Annotated in this window: 19 protein-coding genes and 1 tRNA gene; 13 read left to right on the forward strand and 7 right to left on the reverse strand. The window is 65.1% G+C overall.

Annotation, left to right across the window (positions count from 1 at the left end; all coding sequences use genetic code 11):
- Positions 1-28 precede the first annotated feature (28 nt).
- The 7 genes from K410_RS0115515 to K410_RS0115545 all read left to right on the forward strand — a co-directional run bounded on the left by K410_RS0115515 (position 29) and on the right by K410_RS0115545 (position 6,531).
- Complete coding sequence (locus K410_RS0115515; RefSeq protein WP_028135740.1) at positions 29-1,471, forward strand: FAD-binding oxidoreductase; 1,443 nt, start codon at positions 29-31, stop codon at positions 1,469-1,471.
- Positions 1,468-2,574 (forward strand): four-carbon acid sugar kinase family protein, encoded by a 1,107-nt coding sequence (locus K410_RS0115520; RefSeq protein ID WP_028135741.1) that lies wholly within the window; start codon positions 1,468-1,470, stop codon positions 2,572-2,574. The genes K410_RS0115515 and K410_RS0115520 overlap by 4 nt, the downstream gene beginning before the upstream one ends.
- Complete coding sequence (gene pdxA, locus K410_RS0115525) at positions 2,571-3,608, forward strand: 4-hydroxythreonine-4-phosphate dehydrogenase PdxA (protein WP_028135742.1); 1,038 nt, start codon at positions 2,571-2,573, stop codon at positions 3,606-3,608. The genes K410_RS0115520 and pdxA overlap by 4 nt, the downstream gene beginning before the upstream one ends.
- A gap of 13 nt (positions 3,609-3,621) precedes the next feature.
- Positions 3,622-4,752 carry an iron-containing alcohol dehydrogenase gene (locus K410_RS0115530; protein WP_028135743.1) on the forward strand — a complete coding sequence of 377 codons (1,131 nt, stop codon included), beginning with the start codon at positions 3,622-3,624 and terminating at the stop codon, positions 4,750-4,752.
- A 57-nt stretch (positions 4,753-4,809) separates the two neighbouring features.
- Positions 4,810-5,781, forward strand: coding sequence for a Bug family tripartite tricarboxylate transporter substrate binding protein (locus tag K410_RS0115535; protein WP_028135744.1), 972 nt, complete (start codon positions 4,810-4,812; stop codon positions 5,779-5,781).
- A 144-nt stretch (positions 5,782-5,925) separates the two neighbouring features.
- A tRNA-Gln gene (locus K410_RS0115540) sits at positions 5,926-5,999 on the forward strand.
- A 169-nt stretch (positions 6,000-6,168) separates the two neighbouring features.
- Complete coding sequence (locus K410_RS0115545; RefSeq protein WP_028135745.1) at positions 6,169-6,531, forward strand: DUF1428 domain-containing protein; 363 nt, start codon at positions 6,169-6,171, stop codon at positions 6,529-6,531.
- Positions 6,532-6,542: 11 nt separating this feature from the next.
- Here K410_RS0115545 and K410_RS0115550 read toward each other — a convergent pair whose 3' ends face one another.
- The 3 genes from K410_RS0115550 to K410_RS0115560 form a co-directional block, all read right to left on the reverse strand.
- On the reverse strand, positions 6,543-7,109 hold the full coding sequence (locus K410_RS0115550; RefSeq protein ID WP_028135746.1) for an invasion associated locus B family protein: 567 nt from the start codon (positions 7,107-7,109) through the stop codon (positions 6,543-6,545).
- 64 nt (positions 7,110-7,173) lie between these two features.
- On the reverse strand, positions 7,174-10,320 hold the full coding sequence (locus tag K410_RS0115555) for a multidrug efflux RND transporter permease subunit (protein ID WP_028135747.1): 3,147 nt from the start codon (positions 10,318-10,320) through the stop codon (positions 7,174-7,176).
- A complete protein-coding gene (locus K410_RS0115560) occupies positions 10,317-11,486 on the reverse strand; it encodes an efflux RND transporter periplasmic adaptor subunit (protein WP_028135748.1) in 1,170 nt (389 codons plus the stop codon). Before K410_RS0115560 ends, K410_RS0115555 begins: the two co-directional genes overlap by 4 nt.
- Positions 11,487-11,869: 383 nt before the next feature.
- On the opposite strand from K410_RS0115560, the gene K410_RS0115565 reads away from it, so the two are divergent.
- The 6 genes from K410_RS0115565 to K410_RS0115590 all read left to right on the forward strand — a co-directional run bounded on the left by K410_RS0115565 (position 11,870) and on the right by K410_RS0115590 (position 17,642).
- Complete coding sequence (locus K410_RS0115565) at positions 11,870-12,109, forward strand: hypothetical protein (RefSeq protein WP_028135749.1); 240 nt, start codon at positions 11,870-11,872, stop codon at positions 12,107-12,109.
- 217 nt (positions 12,110-12,326) lie between these two features.
- A complete protein-coding gene (locus tag K410_RS0115570; RefSeq protein WP_028135750.1) occupies positions 12,327-14,729 on the forward strand; it encodes a TonB-dependent receptor in 2,403 nt (800 codons plus the stop codon).
- Positions 14,730-14,731: 2 nt separating this feature from the next.
- The gene (locus K410_RS0115575; protein ID WP_028135751.1) at positions 14,732-15,421 is read left to right on the forward strand and encodes a Fe2+-dependent dioxygenase; all 690 of its coding nucleotides are present in this window, start codon (positions 14,732-14,734) and stop codon (positions 15,419-15,421) included.
- Positions 15,418-16,368 (forward strand): tonB-system energizer ExbB, encoded by a 951-nt coding sequence (gene exbB, locus K410_RS0115580; RefSeq protein WP_028135752.1) that lies wholly within the window; start codon positions 15,418-15,420, stop codon positions 16,366-16,368. The genes K410_RS0115575 and exbB overlap by 4 nt, the downstream gene beginning before the upstream one ends.
- A gap of 3 nt (positions 16,369-16,371) precedes the next feature.
- Entirely contained in the window at positions 16,372-16,818 is a 447-nt protein-coding gene (gene exbD, locus K410_RS0115585) for a TonB system transport protein ExbD (RefSeq protein ID WP_028135753.1), read from the forward strand.
- 11 nt (positions 16,819-16,829) lie between these two features.
- Positions 16,830-17,642, forward strand: coding sequence for an energy transducer TonB family protein (locus tag K410_RS0115590; protein ID WP_028135754.1), 813 nt, complete (start codon positions 16,830-16,832; stop codon positions 17,640-17,642).
- Here K410_RS0115590 and K410_RS0115595 read toward each other — a convergent pair.
- From K410_RS0115595 to K410_RS0115610, 4 genes are all read right to left on the reverse strand, one after another.
- Positions 17,630-18,052: a hypothetical protein gene (locus K410_RS0115595; RefSeq protein ID WP_028135755.1), complete on the reverse strand. Its 423-nt coding sequence runs from the start codon at positions 18,050-18,052 to the stop codon at positions 17,630-17,632. The two genes, K410_RS0115590 and K410_RS0115595, sit on opposite strands and share 13 nt — an antisense overlap.
- Before the next feature lie 62 nt (positions 18,053-18,114).
- On the reverse strand, positions 18,115-18,795 hold the full coding sequence (locus tag K410_RS0115600; RefSeq protein ID WP_028135756.1) for a site-2 protease family protein: 681 nt from the start codon (positions 18,793-18,795) through the stop codon (positions 18,115-18,117).
- Between the two features lie 148 nt (positions 18,796-18,943).
- A complete protein-coding gene (locus K410_RS0115605; protein WP_028135757.1) occupies positions 18,944-19,336 on the reverse strand; it encodes a GFA family protein in 393 nt (130 codons plus the stop codon).
- A 7-nt stretch (positions 19,337-19,343) separates the two neighbouring features.
- Complete coding sequence (locus tag K410_RS0115610) at positions 19,344-20,090, reverse strand: SDR family NAD(P)-dependent oxidoreductase (RefSeq protein WP_028135758.1); 747 nt, start codon at positions 20,088-20,090, stop codon at positions 19,344-19,346.
- Positions 20,091-20,103: the final 13 nt, after the last annotated feature.

Raw genomic sequence — 20,103 nt, forward strand, 5'->3', positions numbered from 1 at the left:
GGCCAGGCCCGAGAGGCGAGGCGATCCGATGTCCGACTCTTTGCAGGATGTGGTGGCCGGGCTTGCTGCGATCGTCGGCGACAAGCACGTCATCGCACCCGGGTCCGACCAGGAGCCCTACGTGGTGGACTGGCGCGGGCGCTATCGCGGCCGCGCCGCCGCGGTGGTGAAGCCCGGCTCGACCGCGGAGGTCGCCGCGATCGTCAAGTTCTGCGCGGCGCGCCAGCTCGCGATCGTGCCGCAGGGCGGCAACACCGGCATGTGCGGCGCCGCGACGCCGGACGATCGCTCGGGCAATGTCGTGATCCGGCTCGACCGGATGCGGGCGGTGCGCAACGTCAGTCCGCTCGCCAACACGATCACGGTGGAGGCCGGCTGCATCCTGTCCGAGGTGCAGAACGCGGCCCGTGACGTCGATCGGTATTTCCCCTTGAGCCTGGGCGCCGAAGGCTCCTGCCAGATCGGCGGCAACATCTCGACCAATGCCGGCGGCACGGCCGTGCTCCGCTACGGTCCGACGCGCGATCTCGTGCTCGGGCTGGAGGTCGTGCTGCCTGACGGACGCGTCTTCGACGGCCTGCGCGCATTGCGCAAGGACAACACCGGCTACGCGCTCAAGCAGCTCTTCATCGGGGCAGAGGGGACGCTCGGCATCGTCACCGCGGCCGTGCTGAAGCTGTTCGCGCCGCCGCGCAGCTCGGCGCTGGCGCTGCTGAAATTGCAAGGGGTGGAGCAGGCGCTCGAAATCATGCAGCGGCTGCGCGGCACGGTCGGCGACCGGCTCGGCAGTCTCGAAATCATGTCGCGGTCGCAGATCGAGGCGATCGCGGCGACGGTGCCGCATGTCGCGATCCCCTTCGAGCTGACGACGCCGTGGTATCTGATCGTCGAGCTGACCGACGCGCTTCCCGGCGTCGACCTCGACGAGCCGCTCGCCACGGTGCTGGCGGAGGCGATGGAGGCGAAGCACGCCGAAGACGTGATCCTCGCGTCAAGCCTCGCGCAGGCCAAGGCGATCTGGGCGGTCAGGCACAGCGTGTCCGAAGGCAACAAGCGTAGCGGCTACGTTGTGTCGCATGACAGCGTGGTGCCGCTGGAGCGGCAGGCGGCCTTCGTCGCCAACGTCGAAGCCCGGATCAAGGCCGCTGTTCCCCATGCTAACGTGGTGATGCACGGCCATATCGGCGACGGCAACATCCATGTCATCGCACTGATCGATCGCGCCCGTTGCCAGGACCCGACCGCGACGGCCGCTCTGGTCGCCGAGATCAACGGGATTGTCGACGACGAGACCGCGGCGCAGAATGGGGCGATCAGTGCCGAGCACGGCATCGGCATCACCAATCGCGACCGGCTCGCCCGCGTCACCGACCCGCTCGACATCGAGCTGATGCGCGATATCAAGCGGCTGTTCGATCCGAATGGCCTGATGAACCCGGGCAAGATCTTCGGCGCGGGAGCGGCACGATGACGAGCATCCGCCTGCTGGCCGACGATCTCACCGGTGCGCTCGACACCGCGGCGGAGTTCGTCGGGCTGGGCGGACCGTTCGACGTCGTCTGGTCGGAAGCGTTTGCGCCGCGGGACTCCGGCAGCTTCGCCATCGATAGCGGCACCCGCGAGCGCTCGAAGGCCGACAGCGTCGAGATCGTCGGGCGACTGGTGCCATACCTTCAGAGCGGGACGATCGCTTACAAGAAAGTCGACAGCCTCCTGCGGGGCGCTTGGGCGGCCGAGCTGGGCGCCTGCCTGCGCAATGGCCATTGGGCCTCGTGCGTGGTCGCGCCCGCGTTCGACTACCAGGGGCGCCGCACCGTCAGCGGCCAGCAATTCGCCCGAACCGTGCATGGCGATTGGCATAAGGTCGGCGACAATCTGCTGGATCAATTGAGGCAAGAGGGCATCGAGGCACGACAGGGCACGGCCGACACGCTCTCGCAAGGCGCCGTTCAGGTGTTCGATGCAGAGAACGATCTCGACCTCGATCGCGTCGTCGAGATGGCGCGGCGCATGCCGGGGCCGGTGCTGTGGTGTGGCAGCGGCGGCCTCGCCGGTGCGCTGGCCCGCAGCCATCGTGCCGATGCACCGAACCAATTGAAGCCGCCGGTGCTGGGCCTGTTCGGCTCCGATCAGGCGGCCACCGCATCGCAACTCGCGGCATGCGGCGAAGTCGCCATCGCGCTGGCCGAGGGCGAGGGCGGCGCGGGCGTTCGACGCAAGCTGGCTGACGAGGGCGTGGCGCTGGTTAAATTCTCCCTGGCCGACGGTCTGTCGCGCGTCGAGGCGGCGCGGCAGATCGCGCGCGAGATGAGCGGGCTGATCGCGTCGCTCGAACCGCCGGGCACGCTGATCGTGGCCGGTGGAGAAACCCTGAAGGCCGCCTGCGTTGCCCTCGGCGCGCATGCGCTCCAGGTGACAGGACGTATCGTGCCGGGATTGCCGCGCTCGATCCTGCAGGGCGGCCGCTGGGCCGGTGTCGACGTCATCTCGAAATCAGGCGCATTCGGCCCGAGCGCGCTGTGGCGCGACCTGCTCCGGGACAATCATCTGCTCAGAATGGAGAGTCCGACATGACCTCTCGTCATCTTGCCATCACCATGGGCGATCCGGCCGGGATCGGGCCGGAGATCATCGTCAAGGCCTGCGTCGGGCTCAAGGACCGGATCGCGAGCGGCGATCTGCGCCTGCTGGTCATTGGCAGCGGCGCGGCGCTCGATGGCGCGAAGGCTGCGCTCGGCACCGACATCGCGATCCCCCAGGTCTCAGCGGAGGACCGCGACTGGCCCAACCTCTGCTACCTGCAAGCCGACGCCGAGGGCGATCCGATCAAGCCCGGCGTGCTCAGCGCCGATGGCGGCCGCTTCGCCTACAAGGCGATCGAGCAGGGCGTGCGCCTGACGCAGGCCGGCCGGACCGCGGCGATCGTCACCGCGCCGCTCAACAAGGAAGCGCTCAACAAGGCCGGCTATCATTTCCCAGGCCATACCGAGATGCTGGCGCATCTCACCGGCGTGCGCGGCTCGGTGATGCTGCTCGCCCACGGCAACATGCGTGTCAGCCACGTCTCGACCCACGTGGCACTGGAGGACGTGCCGAAGCGTCTGACGCCGGAGCGGCTGCGCATGGTGATCGACCTCACCAACGATGCCTTGCTGCGGCTCGGCATCGCCAAGCCGAAGATCGCCGTCGCCGCGCTCAATCCGCATGCCGGCGAGGGCGGCCTGTTCGGCCGGCAGGATATCGACGTGTCCGCGCCGACGATCGCCAAAGCAGTTGCGGATGGTCTCGATGTCGTCGGGCCCGTGCCCGGCGACACCATCTTCGTCAAGCTGCGCGCCGGTCAATACGATGCAGCGGTCGCGATGTATCACGATCAGGGGCACATTCCGGTCAAGCTGCTCGGCTTCCAGGTCGATCCCGCGACCGGCCGCTGGCAGGAGCTTTCCGGCGTCAACATCACGCTCGGCCTGCCGATCATCCGCACCTCGGTCGATCACGGCACCGCCTTCGACATCGCCGGCAAGGGCATCGCCAACGAGCACAGCCTGATCGAGGCCATCGACTATGCCGAACGGCTGGCCGCCGGCGCCTCCGCATCCAAATCATGAGATCGAACGCACGATGACCAACGCCTTCACGCCCATCGAAATCCAGCGCCCCACCATCCTCGAGTTCGGCAACGGCACGATCGTCGCGGCGGCGCGCTTTGCCAAGCGGATCGGCGCCAGGCGGCCGCTGGTGATCTCGGATCCGTTCAACGCGCGGCGCGTCGACGTGCTGGCGCTGCCGGGCGCCGTCAAGGTGTTCGGCGAGGTCAAGCCCGAGCCGGACCTGCCCAATCTCGAGAAGGCGGTGGCGATGGCGAAGGACGTCAAGCCCGATCTCGTCGTGGGTTTTGGCGGCGGCAGCGCGATGGATCTCGCCAAGCTGGTCGCGGTGATGTGCAGGGGTGACGTGGCCTTTGCCGACATCGTCGGGCCGGAAAAGGTGGCGGGCCGCAGCGTCGCGCTGATGCAGGTTCCGACGACGTCCGGCACCGGGAGCGAGGCCGGCACGCGCGCGCTCGTCACCGATCCCGTCAGCCAGAACAAGCAGGCGGTGCAGAGCCGTTTCATGCTGGCAGACATCGCCATCGTCGATCCGGACCTGACAATGACCGTGCCGAAGGAGGTCACGGCGGCGACCGGGGTCGATGCGCTGGCGCATTGCGTCGAGGCCTATACCAGCCGCAAGGCGCATCCGGCGATCGATCTCTACGCGCTCGAAGGCGCCCGCTTGGTCGGACGTTATCTCAAGCGCGCGGTGGCCGACGGCGACGACCGCGAGGCGCGTGCCGGCCTGTCGCTGGCCTCGCTCTACGGCGGCTATTGCCTGGGACCGGTCAACACGACCGCCGGCCATGCGGTGGCCTATCCGCTCGGCACGCGTCACCATGTGGCGCATGGACTGGCCTGCGCACTGATCTTCCCGCACACGCTGGCCTTCAACATGCCGGCCGTGGAGGCGAAGACGGTCGCGGTGCTGGGTGCGCTCGGCTTGCCGGAACGGAGCGATCCGCAGCTCGCATTCGACGCCACCTACGCCTTCTGCAAGGATCTCGGCATCGAGATGCGGCTCTCCGCACTCGACGTGCCCAGGAACGATCTCGGCGTGATGGCGGACGAGGCGCACGCCATTCGCCGCCTGCTCGACAACAATCCGCGCGACCTCGGCCGGGATGCGATCCTGACCATGTACGAGGCCGCGTTCTAGCCCATCTGCCGCTCGCGGCAGTCAATCAACAACACAGTAAAAGCAGAGGAAACTTCGATGAGATCGATGTGGTTTGGTCTTGTGTCGGCACTGGTGCTGGCGATGTCGCCGACGAAAGCGCAGGAGGCTTATCCGTCCAAGCAGGTGACGGTGATCGTTCCCTTCGCCGCCGGCGGCACGGCGGACATCTTCGCGCGCATGGTCTCCAACCATTTGCAGGCAAAGTTTGGCAAGCCTTTCGTGGTCGAGAATGTCGGTGGTGCCGGCTCGATCCTCGGTGTGACGCGGCTGGCGAAGTCGGCGCCGGACGGCATCACGCTCGGCGTTGTCAGCACGTCCGCGCTTGCGATCAACCCGTCGCTCTACGGGCCCAAGCTCAGCTACCAGCCGGACAGGGATCTGGTGCCGGTCGCGCAGATCAGCGTCGTGCCCAACGTGCTCGTCGTCAATCCCAACAAGATCAAGGCGCGCACCGTGCCGGAGCTGATCGCCTATCTGAAGGCGAATCCGGACAAGATCTCGTTCGGCTCGGCCGGTGTCGGCACCTCGCAGCATCTTGCCGGCGAGCTGTTCCAGCAGATGACCGGCACCAAGATGGTGCACGTGCCCTACAAGGGCTCGAGCCAGATGCTGACGGACCTGCTGAGCGGACAGATCGACCTCGCCTTCGACAACGTGCCGCTGCTGCTGCCGCAGGTGAAAACCGGCCAGCTCGCGCTGCTCGCGACCGCAACGCCCAAGCGCGCCGACTTCGACCCGCAGGCCCCGGCCGTTGCCGAATTCCTGCCCGGCTTCGAGGCGGTGGCCTGGCACGGCTTCTTCGTTCCTGCCGGAACGCCGAAGCCGATCGTCGAGAAGCTCTCCGCAGAGATTCGCGCCTTCATGCAGCAGCCGGAGACGGTGCAGAAATTGGCCGAGCTCGGCGCCACCGCGGTCGCCGTGGATTCCGAGCCCTTCGCGGCCTACATCGCCGCCGAGACGGCGCGATGGAAGAAGGTGATTGAGGCCGCAAACATCAAGCTGGAGTAGGAATGATCCATCCACCGCAGCGCTTGCCAGCCCGGGGACGAGCGGGTAGAACCCTGCCACGCCTGAGCCGTGATTTGCGCCAAACGCGCTGCCGGCGACAGTCGAACAAATCAGCAAGTCATTGAATTTGTTCGACTATTCCGTTGGGGAATGGTGTAACGGTAGCACAACAGACTCTGACTCTGTTTGTCTTGGTTCGAATCCAGGTTCCCCAGCCAGTTCCGGGCGCTTTTCAGAGTCCAGCTCCCCGTGTAGAGCGTCGGGGACGTTCGCGCCATTGGCCGCTCCGCCGCTCGCGACGGTTTGCCTCATCCTGAAATCGCATCTCGACGTCGGATCGCGCCGCGCTCCATCGTCCTTGGGCCATACAACCCAAGGAGATCTGTGATGCCCTATGTCGATGGTTTCGTTCTGGCCGTGCCGAAGGACAAGCTCGAGGCCTACAAGACGCTGGCGACGACCGCCTGCACGATCTGGATGGAGCACGGTGCGCTCGATTATGTCGAATGCATCGGTGACGACGTTCCCTATGGCGAGCTCACCTCGTTCCCGCGTGCCGTGATCGCGAAGGAGGACGAGATCGTGGTGTTCGCCTGGATCGTCTATCGGGACCGCGAGAGCCGCGATGCCATCAACAAGAAGGTGATGGCTGACCCGCGGCTGAAGATGGAGGGGATGCCGTTCGACGGCAAGCGCATGATCTATGGCGGCTTCAACACCCTGCTGCGGGCAAGCGACGTGATCGGCTGACGAGAGGCGAGCTACTTGATCTTGTCGTAGGCGGCCGCGAAATCGCCCAGCGGCATCGGGATCGCGATCGTCTCCTTGGCCATGTTCTGGAACGAGACCTTCAACTGCTTGCCGGCCCTCAAAGCGGCGAGCAGGTCCGCTGCGATCGGGGTCGAGGCGTAGCAGCCGCGGTTCTCGCAGGTCTGGATCTGCAGGTCGAAGGTCTTGCCTTCGTCGACCTGGAGCTTGGCGCCGACGGGAAGGTTGAGGCCCAGCGGCAATTGCAGCAGCGCGATCGGCGTGCGGGTGTCGGGCGCGATGCGGATGTTGATCAGGACGACGGTCTGGCCGGTCTTGGTCAGCACCGCGTTCTGCTCCATCGCGCATTCGAGCGGGGCCTCGCGGCTGGCGCTGGTGCAACGGACGATCCAGCCGGGCTGCCCGGGAGCACCGTCAGCCTGTGCTTGCGTCGGCGCGGGCGTGGGCTGCGCGGCCGGGGCAGGCGCTGCGTTCTTCTTCGCGCTCTGCTGGGCCTGCGCGGCGGCCGTCGACAACAGGATAGCGGCGGCGAGAGCGGCAAGTCTGGATTGCATGGGCATGGCGAAACCACGTTGGCGTTAACCGAGGGCCTCGCTGTAGCGTCGTGGCGGCCGCGGCGCAAGCTTACTCGGCGGCTTCCTTGACCGTGCCGGGCGCGGGTGCCTCGTCGCCTTCGTCGTCACCCGAACGGCCCCAGGTCGAGAACCAGTTGTTGAGCTCGTCGAGATAGAGATAGACCACGGGCGTGGTGAACAGCGTCAGCGCCTGGCTGACGATCAGGCCGCCGACCATGGCGTAGCCGAGCGGCTGGCGGATCTCGGCGCCGGTGCCGTGGCCGAGCATCAGAGGCACGCCGCCGAGCAGCGCGGCCATCGTCGTCATCATGATGGGGCGGAAGCGCAGCAGCGCGGCCTGGCGGATCGATTCCTCCGGCGTCTTGTGCTCGTCGCGTTCGGCTGCGATCGCGAAATCGACCATCATGATGCCGTTCTTCTTCACGATGCCGATCAGCAGGATGATGCCGATCAACGCAATCAGGCTGAAGTCGAAGCCGGCCGCCATCAGGATCGCGAGCGCGCCGACACCGGCTGAGGGCAGCGTCGACAGAATCGTGATCGGATGGATGTAGCTCTCGTAGAGGATGCCGAGGACCAGGTAGACCACGACGAGCGCGGCGAGGATCAAGAGCGGCACGGTGCCGAGCGACTGCTGGAACGCCTGCGCAGTGCCCTGGAAGCTCGAATTGAGCGTCGGCGGCGCGCCGAGATCGGTCATCGCCTTCTGCACCGCCTCGGTCGCTTGGCCGAGCGCGACGCCTTGCGCGAGGTTGAAGCTGATGGTGATCGACGGGAACTGGCCCTGATGGCTGATCGAGAGCGGACGGACCGGATCGGTGGTCCAGGTCGCGAATGTCGACAGCGGCACCTGGTCGCCGGTCAGCGGCGATTTGAGATAAAGCTTGTTGAGGCTGTCGAGATTGCCCTGCATCTCCGGCAGGATCTCCAGGATCACCTTGTAGGTGTTGAGCTGGGTGAAATATTGCGTGACCTGCCGCTGTCCGAAGGCGTCATACAGCGTGTCGTCGATCAGCTGCGGCTGGATGCCGTAACGTGAGGCGGTATCGCGGTTGATCTTGAGCTGGACGGTGGTGCCCTGCGTCTGCTGGTCGGTCGCAACGTCGCGCAGCTCCGGCAGCGTCTGCATCTTGGCGAGGATCTTGGGCGCCCATTCGTTGAGCTCTTCCAGATTGGCGTCCTGCAGCGTGAATTCGAACTGCGTACGCGTCGGCCGGCCGCCGAGCCGCACGTCCTGGGCCGCCTGCATGTAGAGGCGGGCGCCCTCGACCTTGTCGAACTGGGGACGCAGTCGCGCGATGATCTGCTGCGCCGAGGCCTCGCGCTGGTCGCGGGGCTTCAGCGTGATGAAGATATTGCCGTTGTTGCCGGCACGGCCGCTGCCGCCGATCGACATGGCGACGCTGGCGACGTCGGGATCGGCCAGGATGATCTTGCCGAGCTGCTCCTGGCGCCGGGTCATCTCCTTGAACGAGATGTCCTGCGAGGCTTCCGAGGTGGCGGTGATCAGGCCGACGTCCTGCTGCGGGAAGAAGCCCTTCGGGATCAGGACGAACAGGTAGATCGACAGTCCGAGCGTGGCGAAGAAAATCGCAAGCGTGGTGCGCCGCCAGGCGAGGGCGTGATCGAGGACGTATTCGTAGCCGCGCAGCATCGCGTCGAAGGCGCGCTCGCTCCATTGATAGAAGCGGCCGTGCTGCACCTCGCCATGGGCACGCAGGAAGCGCGAGGCCATCATCGGCGTCAGGGTCAGCGACACGAACATCGAGACGAAGATGGTCATCGCCAGCACGACGGCGAATTCGCGGAACAGGCGGCCGATGATGCCGCCCATCAACAGCAGCGGGATCAGCACCGCCACCAGCGAGATGCTGATCGAGACGATGGTGAAGCCGATCTCCTTGGAGCCCTTGAAGGCGGCCTCCATCGGCGAGTCGCCTTCCTCGATGTAGCGGGTGATGTTCTCGAGCATGACGATGGCGTCGTCGACCACGAAACCGACCGCGATGGTGAGCGCCATCAGCGACAGATTGTCGAGCGAATAGCCGACCGGCCACATCAAAGCGCACGCGCCCAGCAGCGCCAGCGGAACCGTGACGGTAGGAATGACCGTCGCCCAGAAGCTGCGCAGGAAGATGAAGATCACCATGACCACGAGGGCGATGGTCAGCAGCAGCGTGAACTGGACGTCCTCGACCGCCGCGCGGATGGTCGTGGTACGGTCGCTGATGAGCTCGATCTTGATTGCGGGCGGGATCGCCGCCACCAGGCGCGGCAAGGTCGCCTTGATCCGGTCGACGGTCTCGATGACGTTGGCGCCGGGCTGCTTGAAGATCACCAGGAACACGCCGCGCTTGCCGTTGGCCCAGGCCGCCTGCTTGGCATCTTCGGCGGCACTGACCGCCCGGCCGACGTCGCGGATTCGCAAGGGACCGCCGTTGCGATAGGCGATGATGACGTCGTTCCAGTCCTTCGCCTGCGTGAGTTGGTCGTTGGCGTAGATCGTGTAGGCGCGCTTCTCGCCGTCGATATTGCCCTTGGGACTGTCGACGGTGGTGATCGCGATCTGGCTGCGGACGTCCTCCATCGACAGACCCTTGGCAACCAGCTTGGCGGGGTCGACCTGGATTCGGATGGAGGGTTTCTGCTGGCCGCCGATGAAGACCTGCGCCACGCCCGACAGCTGACTGATCTGCTGGGCGAGCTGGGCATCGACCGCGTCGCTGACGCTGGTCAGAGGCAGCGTATCCGATGTCGCCGACAGCAACAGGATCGGCGCGTCGGCCGGGTTGACCTTGCGGTAGGTCGGCGGCGAGGGCAGGTTCTTCGGCAACTGGCCGCTGGCGGCGTTGATGGCGCCCTGCACGTCGTTGGCGGCGCCGTCGATGCTGCGGTTGAGGTCGAACTGGATGGTGATCGACGCGGTGCCGAGATAGCTCGTCGAGGTCATCTGGGCGATGCCGGGGATCTGGGCGAACTGGCGCTCCAGCGGCTGGGCCACGGACGAGGCCATCGTCTCGGGGCTGCCGCCCGGCAAATTGGCGGTGATCTGGATGGTCGGAAAGTCGACCTGAGGCAGCGGTGCGACCGGAAGCAGGGGATAGGCGACGAGACCGACAAAGAGGATGCCGGCCATCAGCAGCGAGGTGCCAATGGGATAACGGATGAAAGGTGCCGAAATCCCGCCCTCGGTCATTCCTGTCGCACCTTGTTCTGGGTCGGGTTCGAACTCGCCACCGCCGTCGAGACCAGGCTTCCGGGCTGCACCTTGAACTGGCCGCCGGTGATCACCTGCTGCCCCGGGCTCAAGCCTTCTTCGATCACCGAATGTCCGTCGATGGCATAGCTGACCTTGACCTTGTGCAGCTCGGCCTTGTTGTCCTGATTGACGGTGTAGGCGTAGAGGCCGTTGGTGGAGTGTTGGACCGCGTCGTCCGGAACCACGGTCGCATCCTTCAGCGTCCGCACCAGAAGCCGCGTCGAGACCGATTGGCCCGGCCACAGCGCGTGGTCCTTGTTCTCGAACACGGCCTTGAGCCGGATCGTCCCGCTGCTGGTGTCGACCTGGTTGTTGATGACTGCGAGCTTGCCCTCGGCCAGCGTCTTCTTGCCGTCGGTGGTGAAAGCGATCACCTTGAGCGGGCCGCTCTTCTGGCCTTCGCTGATGTAGGGGAGCTGGTCTTCCGGCGCGGTGAAGATCACGGAGATCGGCTCGACCTGCGAGATCGTGACGATGCCCGTCTGCGTCGAGGCGTTGACGATGTTGCCGACGTCGACTTGGCGCAGGCCGGCGACGCCGGTAATCGGTGCCTTGACCTGGGTGTAGTCGAGCTGGGTCTGGGCGTTGGCGATCGCGGCTTCGTCGGCGGCGATCTGGGCGGTGAGCTGGGCCACGGTCGAGCGCTGGGTGTCGACCCGCTGCGCGGTCGCGAATTCGCCGAGCTTCATGGCGCGCTGAAGCTCGAGATTGGCGTTGGCGAGGCTCGCCTCATCCTGCGCCTTCTTGGCCTTGGCCTGGTCGAGCGTGGCCTGATAGGGACGGGGATCAATCGAGACCAGAAGCTCGCCCTGCTGGACGATCTGGCCTTCCTTGAAGGTGAGCTTGTCGATCTGCCCGTCCACCCGGCTGCGGACTTGGACGGTGTTGAAACCCTGAACCGTGCCGAGACCGGTCAGGTACACCGGGAAGTCGATCTTCTGGACCGGCGCAACGCTGACGGGGACGGGGGGCGGTCGCGGTGGACCCTTCTGGGCGGTCTGGGTTTTTCCGGCTCCAGGTCCGAATTTCTGCCAACCATAGTAACCCGCGGAGGCCACGGTCGCGATGATCAGAAGCCAGAGGATCGGCCGGGACTTTTTCATGTCGTCTCGTGTCGGCTCGTATGCCCTCAGCTGAGAATGACAGGGCAATCGCAGGGTTCCAGCGCGTTGTATAATACACGCCAAGTTCCAGTGTAAACAGCACTATCCGTTGATAATCCTAAACAATTGGAAAGCTTTGCACCGTGTGGGCAGTGCTCTGGCGCGGCACTGTGCAGCGCTGCATTTTCGCGGGCGGGTCGATCGGCGACAAGTCTTGGACGATGCCTCTTGGATGATACCCGCAGACGGTCTGCTCGAGCCGACGGCGCAGCCGACCCCGCTCGCGCGACCGACAAGAACGGTTCTAAATCGCGCGGACGCCGTTCCGGTTGTCAGCAATTTCGGCATCATTCATATCGGCGCCGCCACCAATGGAGCGCAGCATGGATGAATTGAACGGCAAGCTGATCGCGTGTCAAATTCTGATCACGGGATTGATCGCGCGGGTGGCCAACGAGCAGCGCGATCCCTTGCGCTTCCTCACCGACTTCCGCGACGAGATCAAAGCGGTGGTGAACGGTATCAACATCGCGGGCATGGACAGCACCGATCGGGTGCGAGCCGTCGCGCAGAAAACCGTCGACGAATTGTTTTCACTGATGAAGCCGCCAAGCAGCGATTGATGAGGGAGGCTGCGATTGCGCGGCGAGCGGCGCGTTTCTTAGAACGAGTCCAATCGCAATTTAGAACGGTTTCAAACTGTAGTTTAGAATTGTTTTGATCTGGATCGATTCAAGGGTTCTTGCGAGGTGCTCGCATTGACCCGCTATTTTGCGGCCGATACCAACACTCGTTGTTCGCCGAAGAGAATGAGCGAACAGGAAGATGGGGCGTTTGGTAATGGGGCAGGTGGTCGCACCGAAGTCGTTGCGTTCGGTCGCAGCATTCGATCTGGTGGATGAGAAATTCGCGGGCGTTTCCGGTAAGAAGGTTTCAGCGGTTGCGAGCTTGATCGCAGCGGCATCGGTGTCGAGCGGCGCGCAGGCGCAGCAGTCGAACCTGCCGCCGGTGACCGTCGACGCACCGATCGAGCGGCCGCGTCCGACGGCATCGAAGCCCTCGCCGGAGCAGGTCCGCGCCCGCAACGCGATTCGCCGCGCCGCGCAACGCGAGCAGGCGGCGCAACAGACGGCGCCGACGACGCCGTCAGGCGCTCCCGACGGCAATCCCTATGCCGATCCGGCCGCACCCTACAAGGTCGACCACGTCCAAGCCTCGGGCAAGTTTCCCGAGAAGATGCTGAATACGCCGAAATCCATCACGGTGCTCAGCAAGGAAGTGCTGGAGGACAAGAACGCCACGACCCTGAAGGAGATCGGCCGCTCGACCGCGGGCGTGACGCTGGGCTCGGGTGAGGGCGGCAACGCGTTCGGGGACCGCTTCTTCATCCGCGGCTTCGACGCGCGCAACGACGTCTTCATCGACGGCATCCGCGATCCCGCTGTGTCCATTCGCGAGAACTTCTTCACCGAGCAGATCGAGATCCTGCGCGGGCCGGCATCGTCCTACGCCGGCCGCGGCACCGCCGGCGGCGCCATCAACATCGTCACCAAGCAGGCCGGCAATCGCAACTTCCAGCGCGTGGACTCCGAATTCGGCACCGACATGACCAAGCGCGTCACGCTCGACGTCAACCAGGTCATCGACCCGACCTTCTCGGTTCGTGCCGGCGGTCTGTTCCAGGACGCCAACGTCGCCGGCCGCGACCACGTGACCGACAATCGCTGGGGCAGCTTCATCTCGACCAAGTACACGCCGACCAACGATATCAAGATCACGACGAACTACGTCCACACCGACCTCAGCGGTTATCCGGATTTCGGCGTGCCTTACTACAAGCAGGGCAACGTGCCGGTGACCTCGGCCGGCATTCCGCGTCAAAACTGGTACGGCTTCCTCAACCGCGACTTCCAGACGGCGCGGCAGGATTTCGGCACCGGCACCATCGAATACAAGGTCAACGAGGCCATTACGCTCACCAGCAAGGTGCGCGGCGAGCACTCGCTGCTCAACTATATCGGCACGCTTCCGCAGAATCCGAATACCACTAGTCCCAATCCGCTGCTCTGGACCACGACGGCGAGCGCGCAGAGCCGCTACCAGAACGTGGACGTGTGGGCCAATCAGAACGAGGCCACGTTCAAGCTCGACACCGGCGGGATCAAGCATACGGCGGTGTTCGGTGTCGAATATTCGAACGAGAACATTTCGATCGATCGCTATGCAGGACTGGCATCGGAACTGTCCGGCTCCGCCTTCACGAGCAACGGTGCCGTGACCGGCGTCAATCTCTACGCGCCGCAATACACCTACATTCCGTTCGGCATACCGTCGCTGATGGGCAATCCGACGCGCTATGGCGTCAACACGACCAGCGTGTATGTCATGGACACCGCGAACTGGCAGGACACGGTCATCGTCAACGGCGGCGTGCGCTATGACGGCTACAGCCAGAGCGCGTCGAACAATGGTCCGCAATATGTGAAGCAGAGCTCCGATCTGGTGAACTACAACGTCGGCCTGGTCTACAAGCCGATGTCGATCGGCAGCATCTATGGTGCCTACGCGACCTCGGCCAATCCGTTCGGCTCGGAGCTCGACGCGACCGGCACCGAGTACGGCGGCGTTCCCGCCAACTCGACTATCTTGCTCGGGCCCGAGCGCAACAAGGCGATCGAGCTCGGCACCAAATGGGAGCTTGCCGATCGCCACCTGCTGGTCACCGGTGCGCTGTTCCAGACCACCAAGGACAACGCGCGCGAGACCGTCAACGGTCTGCTGACCTCGGGCGCTGCCTACAGGATCCAGGGCATCGACATCGAAGCCGAGGGCAAGATCACCGATCGCTGGAGCATCTTCGGCGGCCTGGTGCTGATGCAGTCCAAGGTCACGCAGAGCGGCGTTGCTTCGAATCTCGGGCTGCAACTGGCCAACATTGCCCACCAGTCGTTCAGCATGCTGACCAAGTACAAGTTCGACGACGGCTGGGAGCTTGGCGGCCAGGCGGTGTACCGTTCCAAGGTCTATGGCGGCACGTTCGCGGCCAACACCAACGAGCTGCCGAGCTATTGGCGCTTCGATGCGTTCGTCGAGAAGAAGATCGACAAGAACTGGACCATGAAGTTCTACGCGCAGAACCTGACCAACAAGCTCTATTACGACTCGTTCTACCGCAGCAACGTACCGTTCGTGGCGGTCGCGCCTGGCCGGGCGTTCTACGTCGTGACCACAGCGAAGTTCTGATCATGTTGACGTGCCTGCCAGGCGTTCTCGGCAAGGATGATGTGGCGGACTTCCGCCGCATCATGGACGCCAGCGAATGGGAGGACGGGCGTTCTACCGCGGGCGCGCAGTCGGCCATGGTGAAGCGGAACGAGCAATTGCCGCCGGACAGCGAGGTCGCGCGCAAGCTCGGCAATCGCATCATCTCGGCGCTGACGTCCAACCCGCGCTTCATTGCGGCGGCTGTTCCGCTTCAGATCTTCCCACCGCTGTTCAACCGCTATGCGGCGAGCAGCGGCCATCATTTCGGCCTGCATGTCGACAACGCGATCCGCGGCGACCGTCTGACCGGCCTGCGCATCCGCACAGACCTGTCGGTGACGCTGTTCCTCGCTGAGCCGGAAGAGTACGATGGTGGCGAACTTGTGATCGAGGACACCTACGGCTCGCACGAAGTCAAATTGCCGGCCGGCGATTGTGTGCTCTATCCCTCGACCAGCCTGCATCTCGTCACCCCCGTGACGCGGGGAACGCGGGTTGCGTCTTTCTTCTGGCTTCAGAGCATGATACGGGACGACCAAGCCCGGAGCATGATCTTCGACCTCGACACCGCGATACAGGCGCTGGTGGAACGGCTCGGGCGTGACGATCCCGAAACGGTCAAATTGACGGGTATCTATCACAACCTCATTCGCTACTGGGCCGAAGTATGAAGACCATGACCTTCCAAGCGAGCCTTGCCGCAGCCGTCATCCTGACGGCCGCCTGGCTCGCGACCCCTGTTTCCGCCCAGACGCAGACCCCGCCCGCGGCGGCGGCGCAGCAGGCATCTCAGCCGCCCGTGGCCAGCCCGGCCCCGGCGGCTCCACCCTCAGCACCTGCGGCCTCGACGGCGACCGCGCCGGCAGCCCCGTCCGTGGCCGCCGCTCCGGCGCCCGCAAAGTCCGAGACCTCCGCTGTCGCGCCGGCGATGAAGGAGCTGTCGCCCTGGGTCATGTTCATGTCGGCCGACGTCATCGTGAAGGCGGTGATGATCGGGCTCGCCTTCGCATCGCTGATGACCTGGACCGTCTTCATCGCCAAGTCGATCGAGCTGTCGGTCGCCTCCACCAGGCTTCGCTCGGCCCTGAAGAAGATCGCCGAGACGCGCTCCCTTGCCGAAGCGCAGATGGCGCTCGGCGCCAAGCAGGGCGTCCTGTCGTCCTTCCTGGCGGCGGCTCTGCGCGAGGCGCGGATGTCGGCCGGCCTGTCCAGCGATGCCGGCATCAAGGAGCGTGCGGCCTCCAGCTTCTCCGAGATCGTGCGCGCCGAGGCGCGCCGTATCCGGATCGGTATGGGCGTGCTCGCGACCATCGGCTCCACGTCGCCCTTCGTCGGCCTGTTCGGTACGGTCTGGGGCATCATGAACAGCTTCATCGGCATCTCGAAGTCGCAGACCACGAACCTCGCCGTCGTCGCGCCCGGCATCGCCGAGGCGCTGCTCGCCACCGCGATCGGCCTCGTCGCCGCCATTCCCGCCGTCATCATCTACAACCACTTCTCACGCGTGACGAAGGGCTATCTCGAGCTCGTCAGCCGCGCCTCGGGGGCGGCGGGGCGGCTGCTCTCGCGCGATCTCGACCGCAGCCACGGCAGCGTGCATTCCCGCGCGGCGGAGTAGACCATGGCCGTTTCGCTCGCAGACAACGATGACGACGACGACTTCTCGGAAACGCATGACATCAACGTCACGCCGTTCATCGATGTCATCCTGGTGCTGCTGATCATCTTCATGGTCGCAGCCCCGCTCTCCACGGTCGATCTGCCGATCGACTTGCCGACGTCGAGCGCGACGCCCCAGAAGAAGCCGGACAAGCCGACCTATCTCAGCATCAAGCCCGATCTGACCCTTGCGATCGGAGAAAACGCGGTGCACCGGGCCGAGCTGATCGGGACGCTCGACGGCCTGTCGGATATGAGCAAGGATAAGTACGTGTTCCTGCGTGCCGACAAGTCGGTACCGTATGGGGAGTTGATGGGGGTCATGGAGCTGTTGCGCTCAGGCGGCTATACGCGGGTGAAGCTGGTGGCGCTGGAAGGCGCGCCTGCGGCCGGCGCCGCTCAGCCTTGAGAAGGCCCGCTATGTCGGACGAGCTCAGACCATCCCGCAAGCTCTGGATCCTGGCCGCCGTGGCGGCGCTGGCGCTGCATCTGGGCGGTGCTGCGCTCGCGCTGGCGCATCTGCGCGCCGACGACGACGGCGACGGCCTGGGTGCGAACGGTGCCGAGTTCGCCGTGGAGATGGCATCGCCCAAGGCGCCCGAAACCGATCTGCCGCCCGGGCCGGACAGCGAAGCGATGCAGGAGCAGCAGGCGCTTCCCGAGCAGAAGGCCGAGACCCAGGAGACGGAGCTTCCGAAGGATCAGCCGCAGGAGGTCGAGGATCCCGACCGCGTCGTGACCGAGAACAACGCGAAGAAGCCGACGGAAGACGATCCGAAGATTCAGGCGGTCGAAACGCCGGCCGCCGAAGCCTCGCCGAAATCGGTTGCCACGGCACGGCAGACGCTGGAGGAGGATGCGCGCGAGGCCGAGAAGGCGCTGGCGCCCGTCATCGGCATCGGCAAGGACGTCCTGAAGCTGACTGCCGACTGGAACCGCAAGATCAGCGCGCATCTGTCGCTGCACAAGATCAATCCGGAAGGCAAACATCCCAATAATCAGAAGGTCAAGGTGAGCTTCGCGATCAACCGGAAGGGCAACGTGCTGTCGGTGGATGTCGTGGAATCGTCCGGGGACGCCGCCTACGATGCGGCCGCGGTCTCGATCGTCCGCAAGTCCGATCCCATCCCGCAGCCGCCCGCCGGCCTGACCGAGGACCGGTTCGAGCGGACCGTCGATATCATCTTCACGCCGCCGGACGCGAAAAAGAAGAAGACCGCTCAGCGCCAGTAGAGCCGGATCCCGACATAGACCACGACCAGGCATGCGAAGATCAACGCCACCGGAAGCGGTCGTTTCTGGGGACCGGCGAATGCCGCCGCCCCGAAGGAAGCGGACCTCTTCGGCGCGGGTGGGGGGCGGCGGAAGGCGGTAACATTGTCCGCCGCCGGCTCGGCCGCGCGAGGGCGGACGTCGGGCGCAGTTCCCGCGCCGCCCATCTCGGCATAATAGGCCTTGTAGATCGCACCGATGGTGGCCTCGGTGGCCTCGCCCTCGCTCATCTGCGCCAGCAGGTTCTGGTAGCTCGCCAGGAATTCCTGGGCCTCCGGGGGTAAAGCGGACGCCCCGTTGAGCTTGGCCATCATCTTCCAGGTGGCGAAATCGGCGCGGGCACGGGTGTCGGCGCGTCGCGCGATCAGCATATCGGCAGCTTTGACCAAGTCGGCCTCTGGCCCTTCGGCTTGTGTTCGGTGTCGTTCGTCAACTACGCGTTGCCGGTCAGGAAGAGAACAGCCTGAATCACATGCCCGGTCAACGTCCGCAGTATCGCTGAAATAACATCAAGATTTAGACCGAACTGGGAACCCGCAAGGGGCAGCAAGATCAACAGCCCGATCAGGATCAGCATCCCGAACGGCTCGAGCCGCGCCAGGGGCAAGGCGAGGGGGCGGGGCAACAGCCCGACCGCGACGCGCCCGCCATCGAGCGGCGGGATCGGCATCATGTTGAAGACCGCCAGGATCGCGTTGATGATGAGGGCGTTCTTGAGGTTGTCGGCAACCCATTTCGCCGAGCTCGCCGGCATCAGGGGCAGGGCATGGAAAGCGAAGGCGGCGGCCAGCGCCAGCAGGATGTTGGTGGCAGGCCCCGCCAGCGCCACCCAGACCATGTCGAGCCGCGGGTTGTTCAGCTTGCGGAAGTTCACCGGCACCGGCTTGGCATAGCCGAACAGGAACGGCGAATGCGCGAACAACAGCATCGCCGGCAGGATCAGGGTGCCGAACGGATCGATGTGCCTGACAGGATTGAAGCTAACCCGCCCGAGCTGCGCGGCCGTGTTGTCGCCGAGCCGGTCCGCGACGAAGGCGTGCGCAGCCTCATGAAAGGTGATGGCGAGCAGCAGTGGCAGCACCCAGACGGAAAGGTCGTAGAGGGAAATGTTCACGGCTCGTTGATCCCGGTTAGCCTGCGGCCTTGCAGACCAGCCGAACCGGCGGTGCAGCAGCGCTTCGACGCAACATAGGGTGGCCGGTCCAGAAATGCCACGCTGCTGATGACGGGGGCCCCGGAGTCGCAACGCCGTCCATGCGGGCTTACGCGGGTATCGTCCCCGGATGTTGCACCAGACCGTCATCGAGCTTCAGCCAGGCGGGCTTTTCCGCCACCCAGATGTGCTCGGTCGGCGCGAAGGCGTTGCGATCGTCGAAAACGGAGAGGGACACGCCCGCCAGCGTGCCGTTGCGCCGCCAAGCGAATAGCCGCGTGCCGCAGCGCATGCAGAACACCCGGTCGATGGCCTCCGAGGAGGCGTAGCGCTCCGTGTCGCCGTCGACGGTCAGCGCACGCTGGTCGAACTGCGCCCTGGCGAAGAAGGGCGAGCCCATCGCCTTCTGACAGATGCGGCAATGGCAGATGCGAACGTTGAGCGGCTCGCCCTCCGCCTTGAACCGCACCGCGCCGCACAGGCAACCGCCTTCCCGGATCATGATATCCTCAATAGGTTGCGCGCCCGCCCGAAATGTCGAACACCGCGCCGGTCGAGAACGCGCAGTCCTCCGAGGCCAGCCAGCTCACCATCGCGGCCAGCTCTTCCACCAGCACAAAGCGCCCCTTGGGGATCTTCGACAGCATGAAGTCGATATGCTGCTGCGTCATCTGGTCGAAGATCGCAGTCTTGGCCGCCGCCGGGGTCACCGCGTTGACGAGGATGTCGTGCGCCGCGAGCTCCTTGCCGAGCGACTTCGTCAGCGCGATCAGGCCGGCCTTGGACGCCGAATAATGCGCCGCGTTCGGATTGCCTTCCTTGCCGGCGATCGAGGCGATGTTGACGATGCGCCCGTACTTCTGCGCGAGCATTGCGGGCACGATCGCCTTGCAGACGATGAAGGGGCCGTCGAGGTTGATGCGCAGCACCTTGCGCCATTCCTCCAGATCCGTCTCCCAGACCGGCTTGTTGATTCCGGCGATGCCGGCATTGTTGACGAGGATGTCGATCTTGCCGAAGGCGGCCAGCGTCGCATCGCGCGCCTGCTCGACGCCTGCGGTGTCGGTGACGTCGACCTTGAACACGCGAACGCCGTCGCCGATCTCCTTTGCGGTCTTCTCGGCCAGCGCCGCGTCGAAATCCCAGATCGCGACCTTGGCGCCGGAGGCGACGAAACGCTCGGTGATGGCGCGGCCAAAGCCCTGCGCGCCGCCGGTGACGACGGCGATGCGCCCGTTGAGATCGATCTTGTTCATGCCGCAGGCCCTT

Source organism: Bradyrhizobium sp. 22 (assembly GCF_000482425.1).
GTDB lineage: Bacteria > Pseudomonadota > Alphaproteobacteria > Rhizobiales > Xanthobacteraceae > Bradyrhizobium > Bradyrhizobium japonicum_B.

What these genes read in the sequence shown, in the direction of transcription:
- K410_RS0115515 (WP_028135740.1), top strand. Translation starts at nt 29, where the DNA reads ATGTCCGACTCTTTGCAGGATGTGGTGGCCGGGCTTGCTGCGATCGTC.
- K410_RS0115520 (WP_028135741.1), top strand. Translation starts at nt 1,468, where the DNA reads ATGACGAGCATCCGCCTGCTGGCCGACGATCTCACCGGTGCGCTCGAC.
- pdxA (WP_028135742.1), top strand. Translation starts at nt 2,571, where the DNA reads ATGACCTCTCGTCATCTTGCCATCACCATGGGCGATCCGGCCGGGATC.
- K410_RS0115530 (WP_028135743.1), top strand. Translation starts at nt 3,622, where the DNA reads ATGACCAACGCCTTCACGCCCATCGAAATCCAGCGCCCCACCATCCTC.
- K410_RS0115535 (WP_028135744.1), top strand. Translation starts at nt 4,810, where the DNA reads ATGAGATCGATGTGGTTTGGTCTTGTGTCGGCACTGGTGCTGGCGATG.
- K410_RS0115545 (WP_028135745.1), top strand. Translation starts at nt 6,169, where the DNA reads ATGCCCTATGTCGATGGTTTCGTTCTGGCCGTGCCGAAGGACAAGCTC.
- K410_RS0115550 (WP_028135746.1), bottom strand. Translation starts at nt 7,109, where the DNA reads ATGCCCATGCAATCCAGACTTGCCGCTCTCGCCGCCGCTATCCTGTTG.
- K410_RS0115555 (WP_028135747.1), bottom strand. Translation starts at nt 10,320, where the DNA reads ATGACCGAGGGCGGGATTTCGGCACCTTTCATCCGTTATCCCATTGGC.
- K410_RS0115560 (WP_028135748.1), bottom strand. Translation starts at nt 11,486, where the DNA reads ATGAAAAAGTCCCGGCCGATCCTCTGGCTTCTGATCATCGCGACCGTG.
- K410_RS0115565 (WP_028135749.1), top strand. Translation starts at nt 11,870, where the DNA reads ATGGATGAATTGAACGGCAAGCTGATCGCGTGTCAAATTCTGATCACG.
- K410_RS0115570 (WP_028135750.1), top strand. Translation starts at nt 12,327, where the DNA reads ATGGGGCAGGTGGTCGCACCGAAGTCGTTGCGTTCGGTCGCAGCATTC.
- K410_RS0115575 (WP_028135751.1), top strand. Translation starts at nt 14,732, where the DNA reads ATGTTGACGTGCCTGCCAGGCGTTCTCGGCAAGGATGATGTGGCGGAC.
- exbB (WP_028135752.1), top strand. Translation starts at nt 15,418, where the DNA reads ATGAAGACCATGACCTTCCAAGCGAGCCTTGCCGCAGCCGTCATCCTG.
- exbD (WP_028135753.1), top strand. Translation starts at nt 16,372, where the DNA reads ATGGCCGTTTCGCTCGCAGACAACGATGACGACGACGACTTCTCGGAA.
- K410_RS0115590 (WP_028135754.1), top strand. Translation starts at nt 16,830, where the DNA reads ATGTCGGACGAGCTCAGACCATCCCGCAAGCTCTGGATCCTGGCCGCC.
- K410_RS0115595 (WP_028135755.1), bottom strand. Translation starts at nt 18,052, where the DNA reads ATGCTGATCGCGCGACGCGCCGACACCCGTGCCCGCGCCGATTTCGCC.
- K410_RS0115605 (WP_028135757.1), bottom strand. Translation starts at nt 19,336, where the DNA reads ATGATCCGGGAAGGCGGTTGCCTGTGCGGCGCGGTGCGGTTCAAGGCG.
- K410_RS0115610 (WP_028135758.1), bottom strand. Translation starts at nt 20,090, where the DNA reads ATGAACAAGATCGATCTCAACGGGCGCATCGCCGTCGTCACCGGCGGC.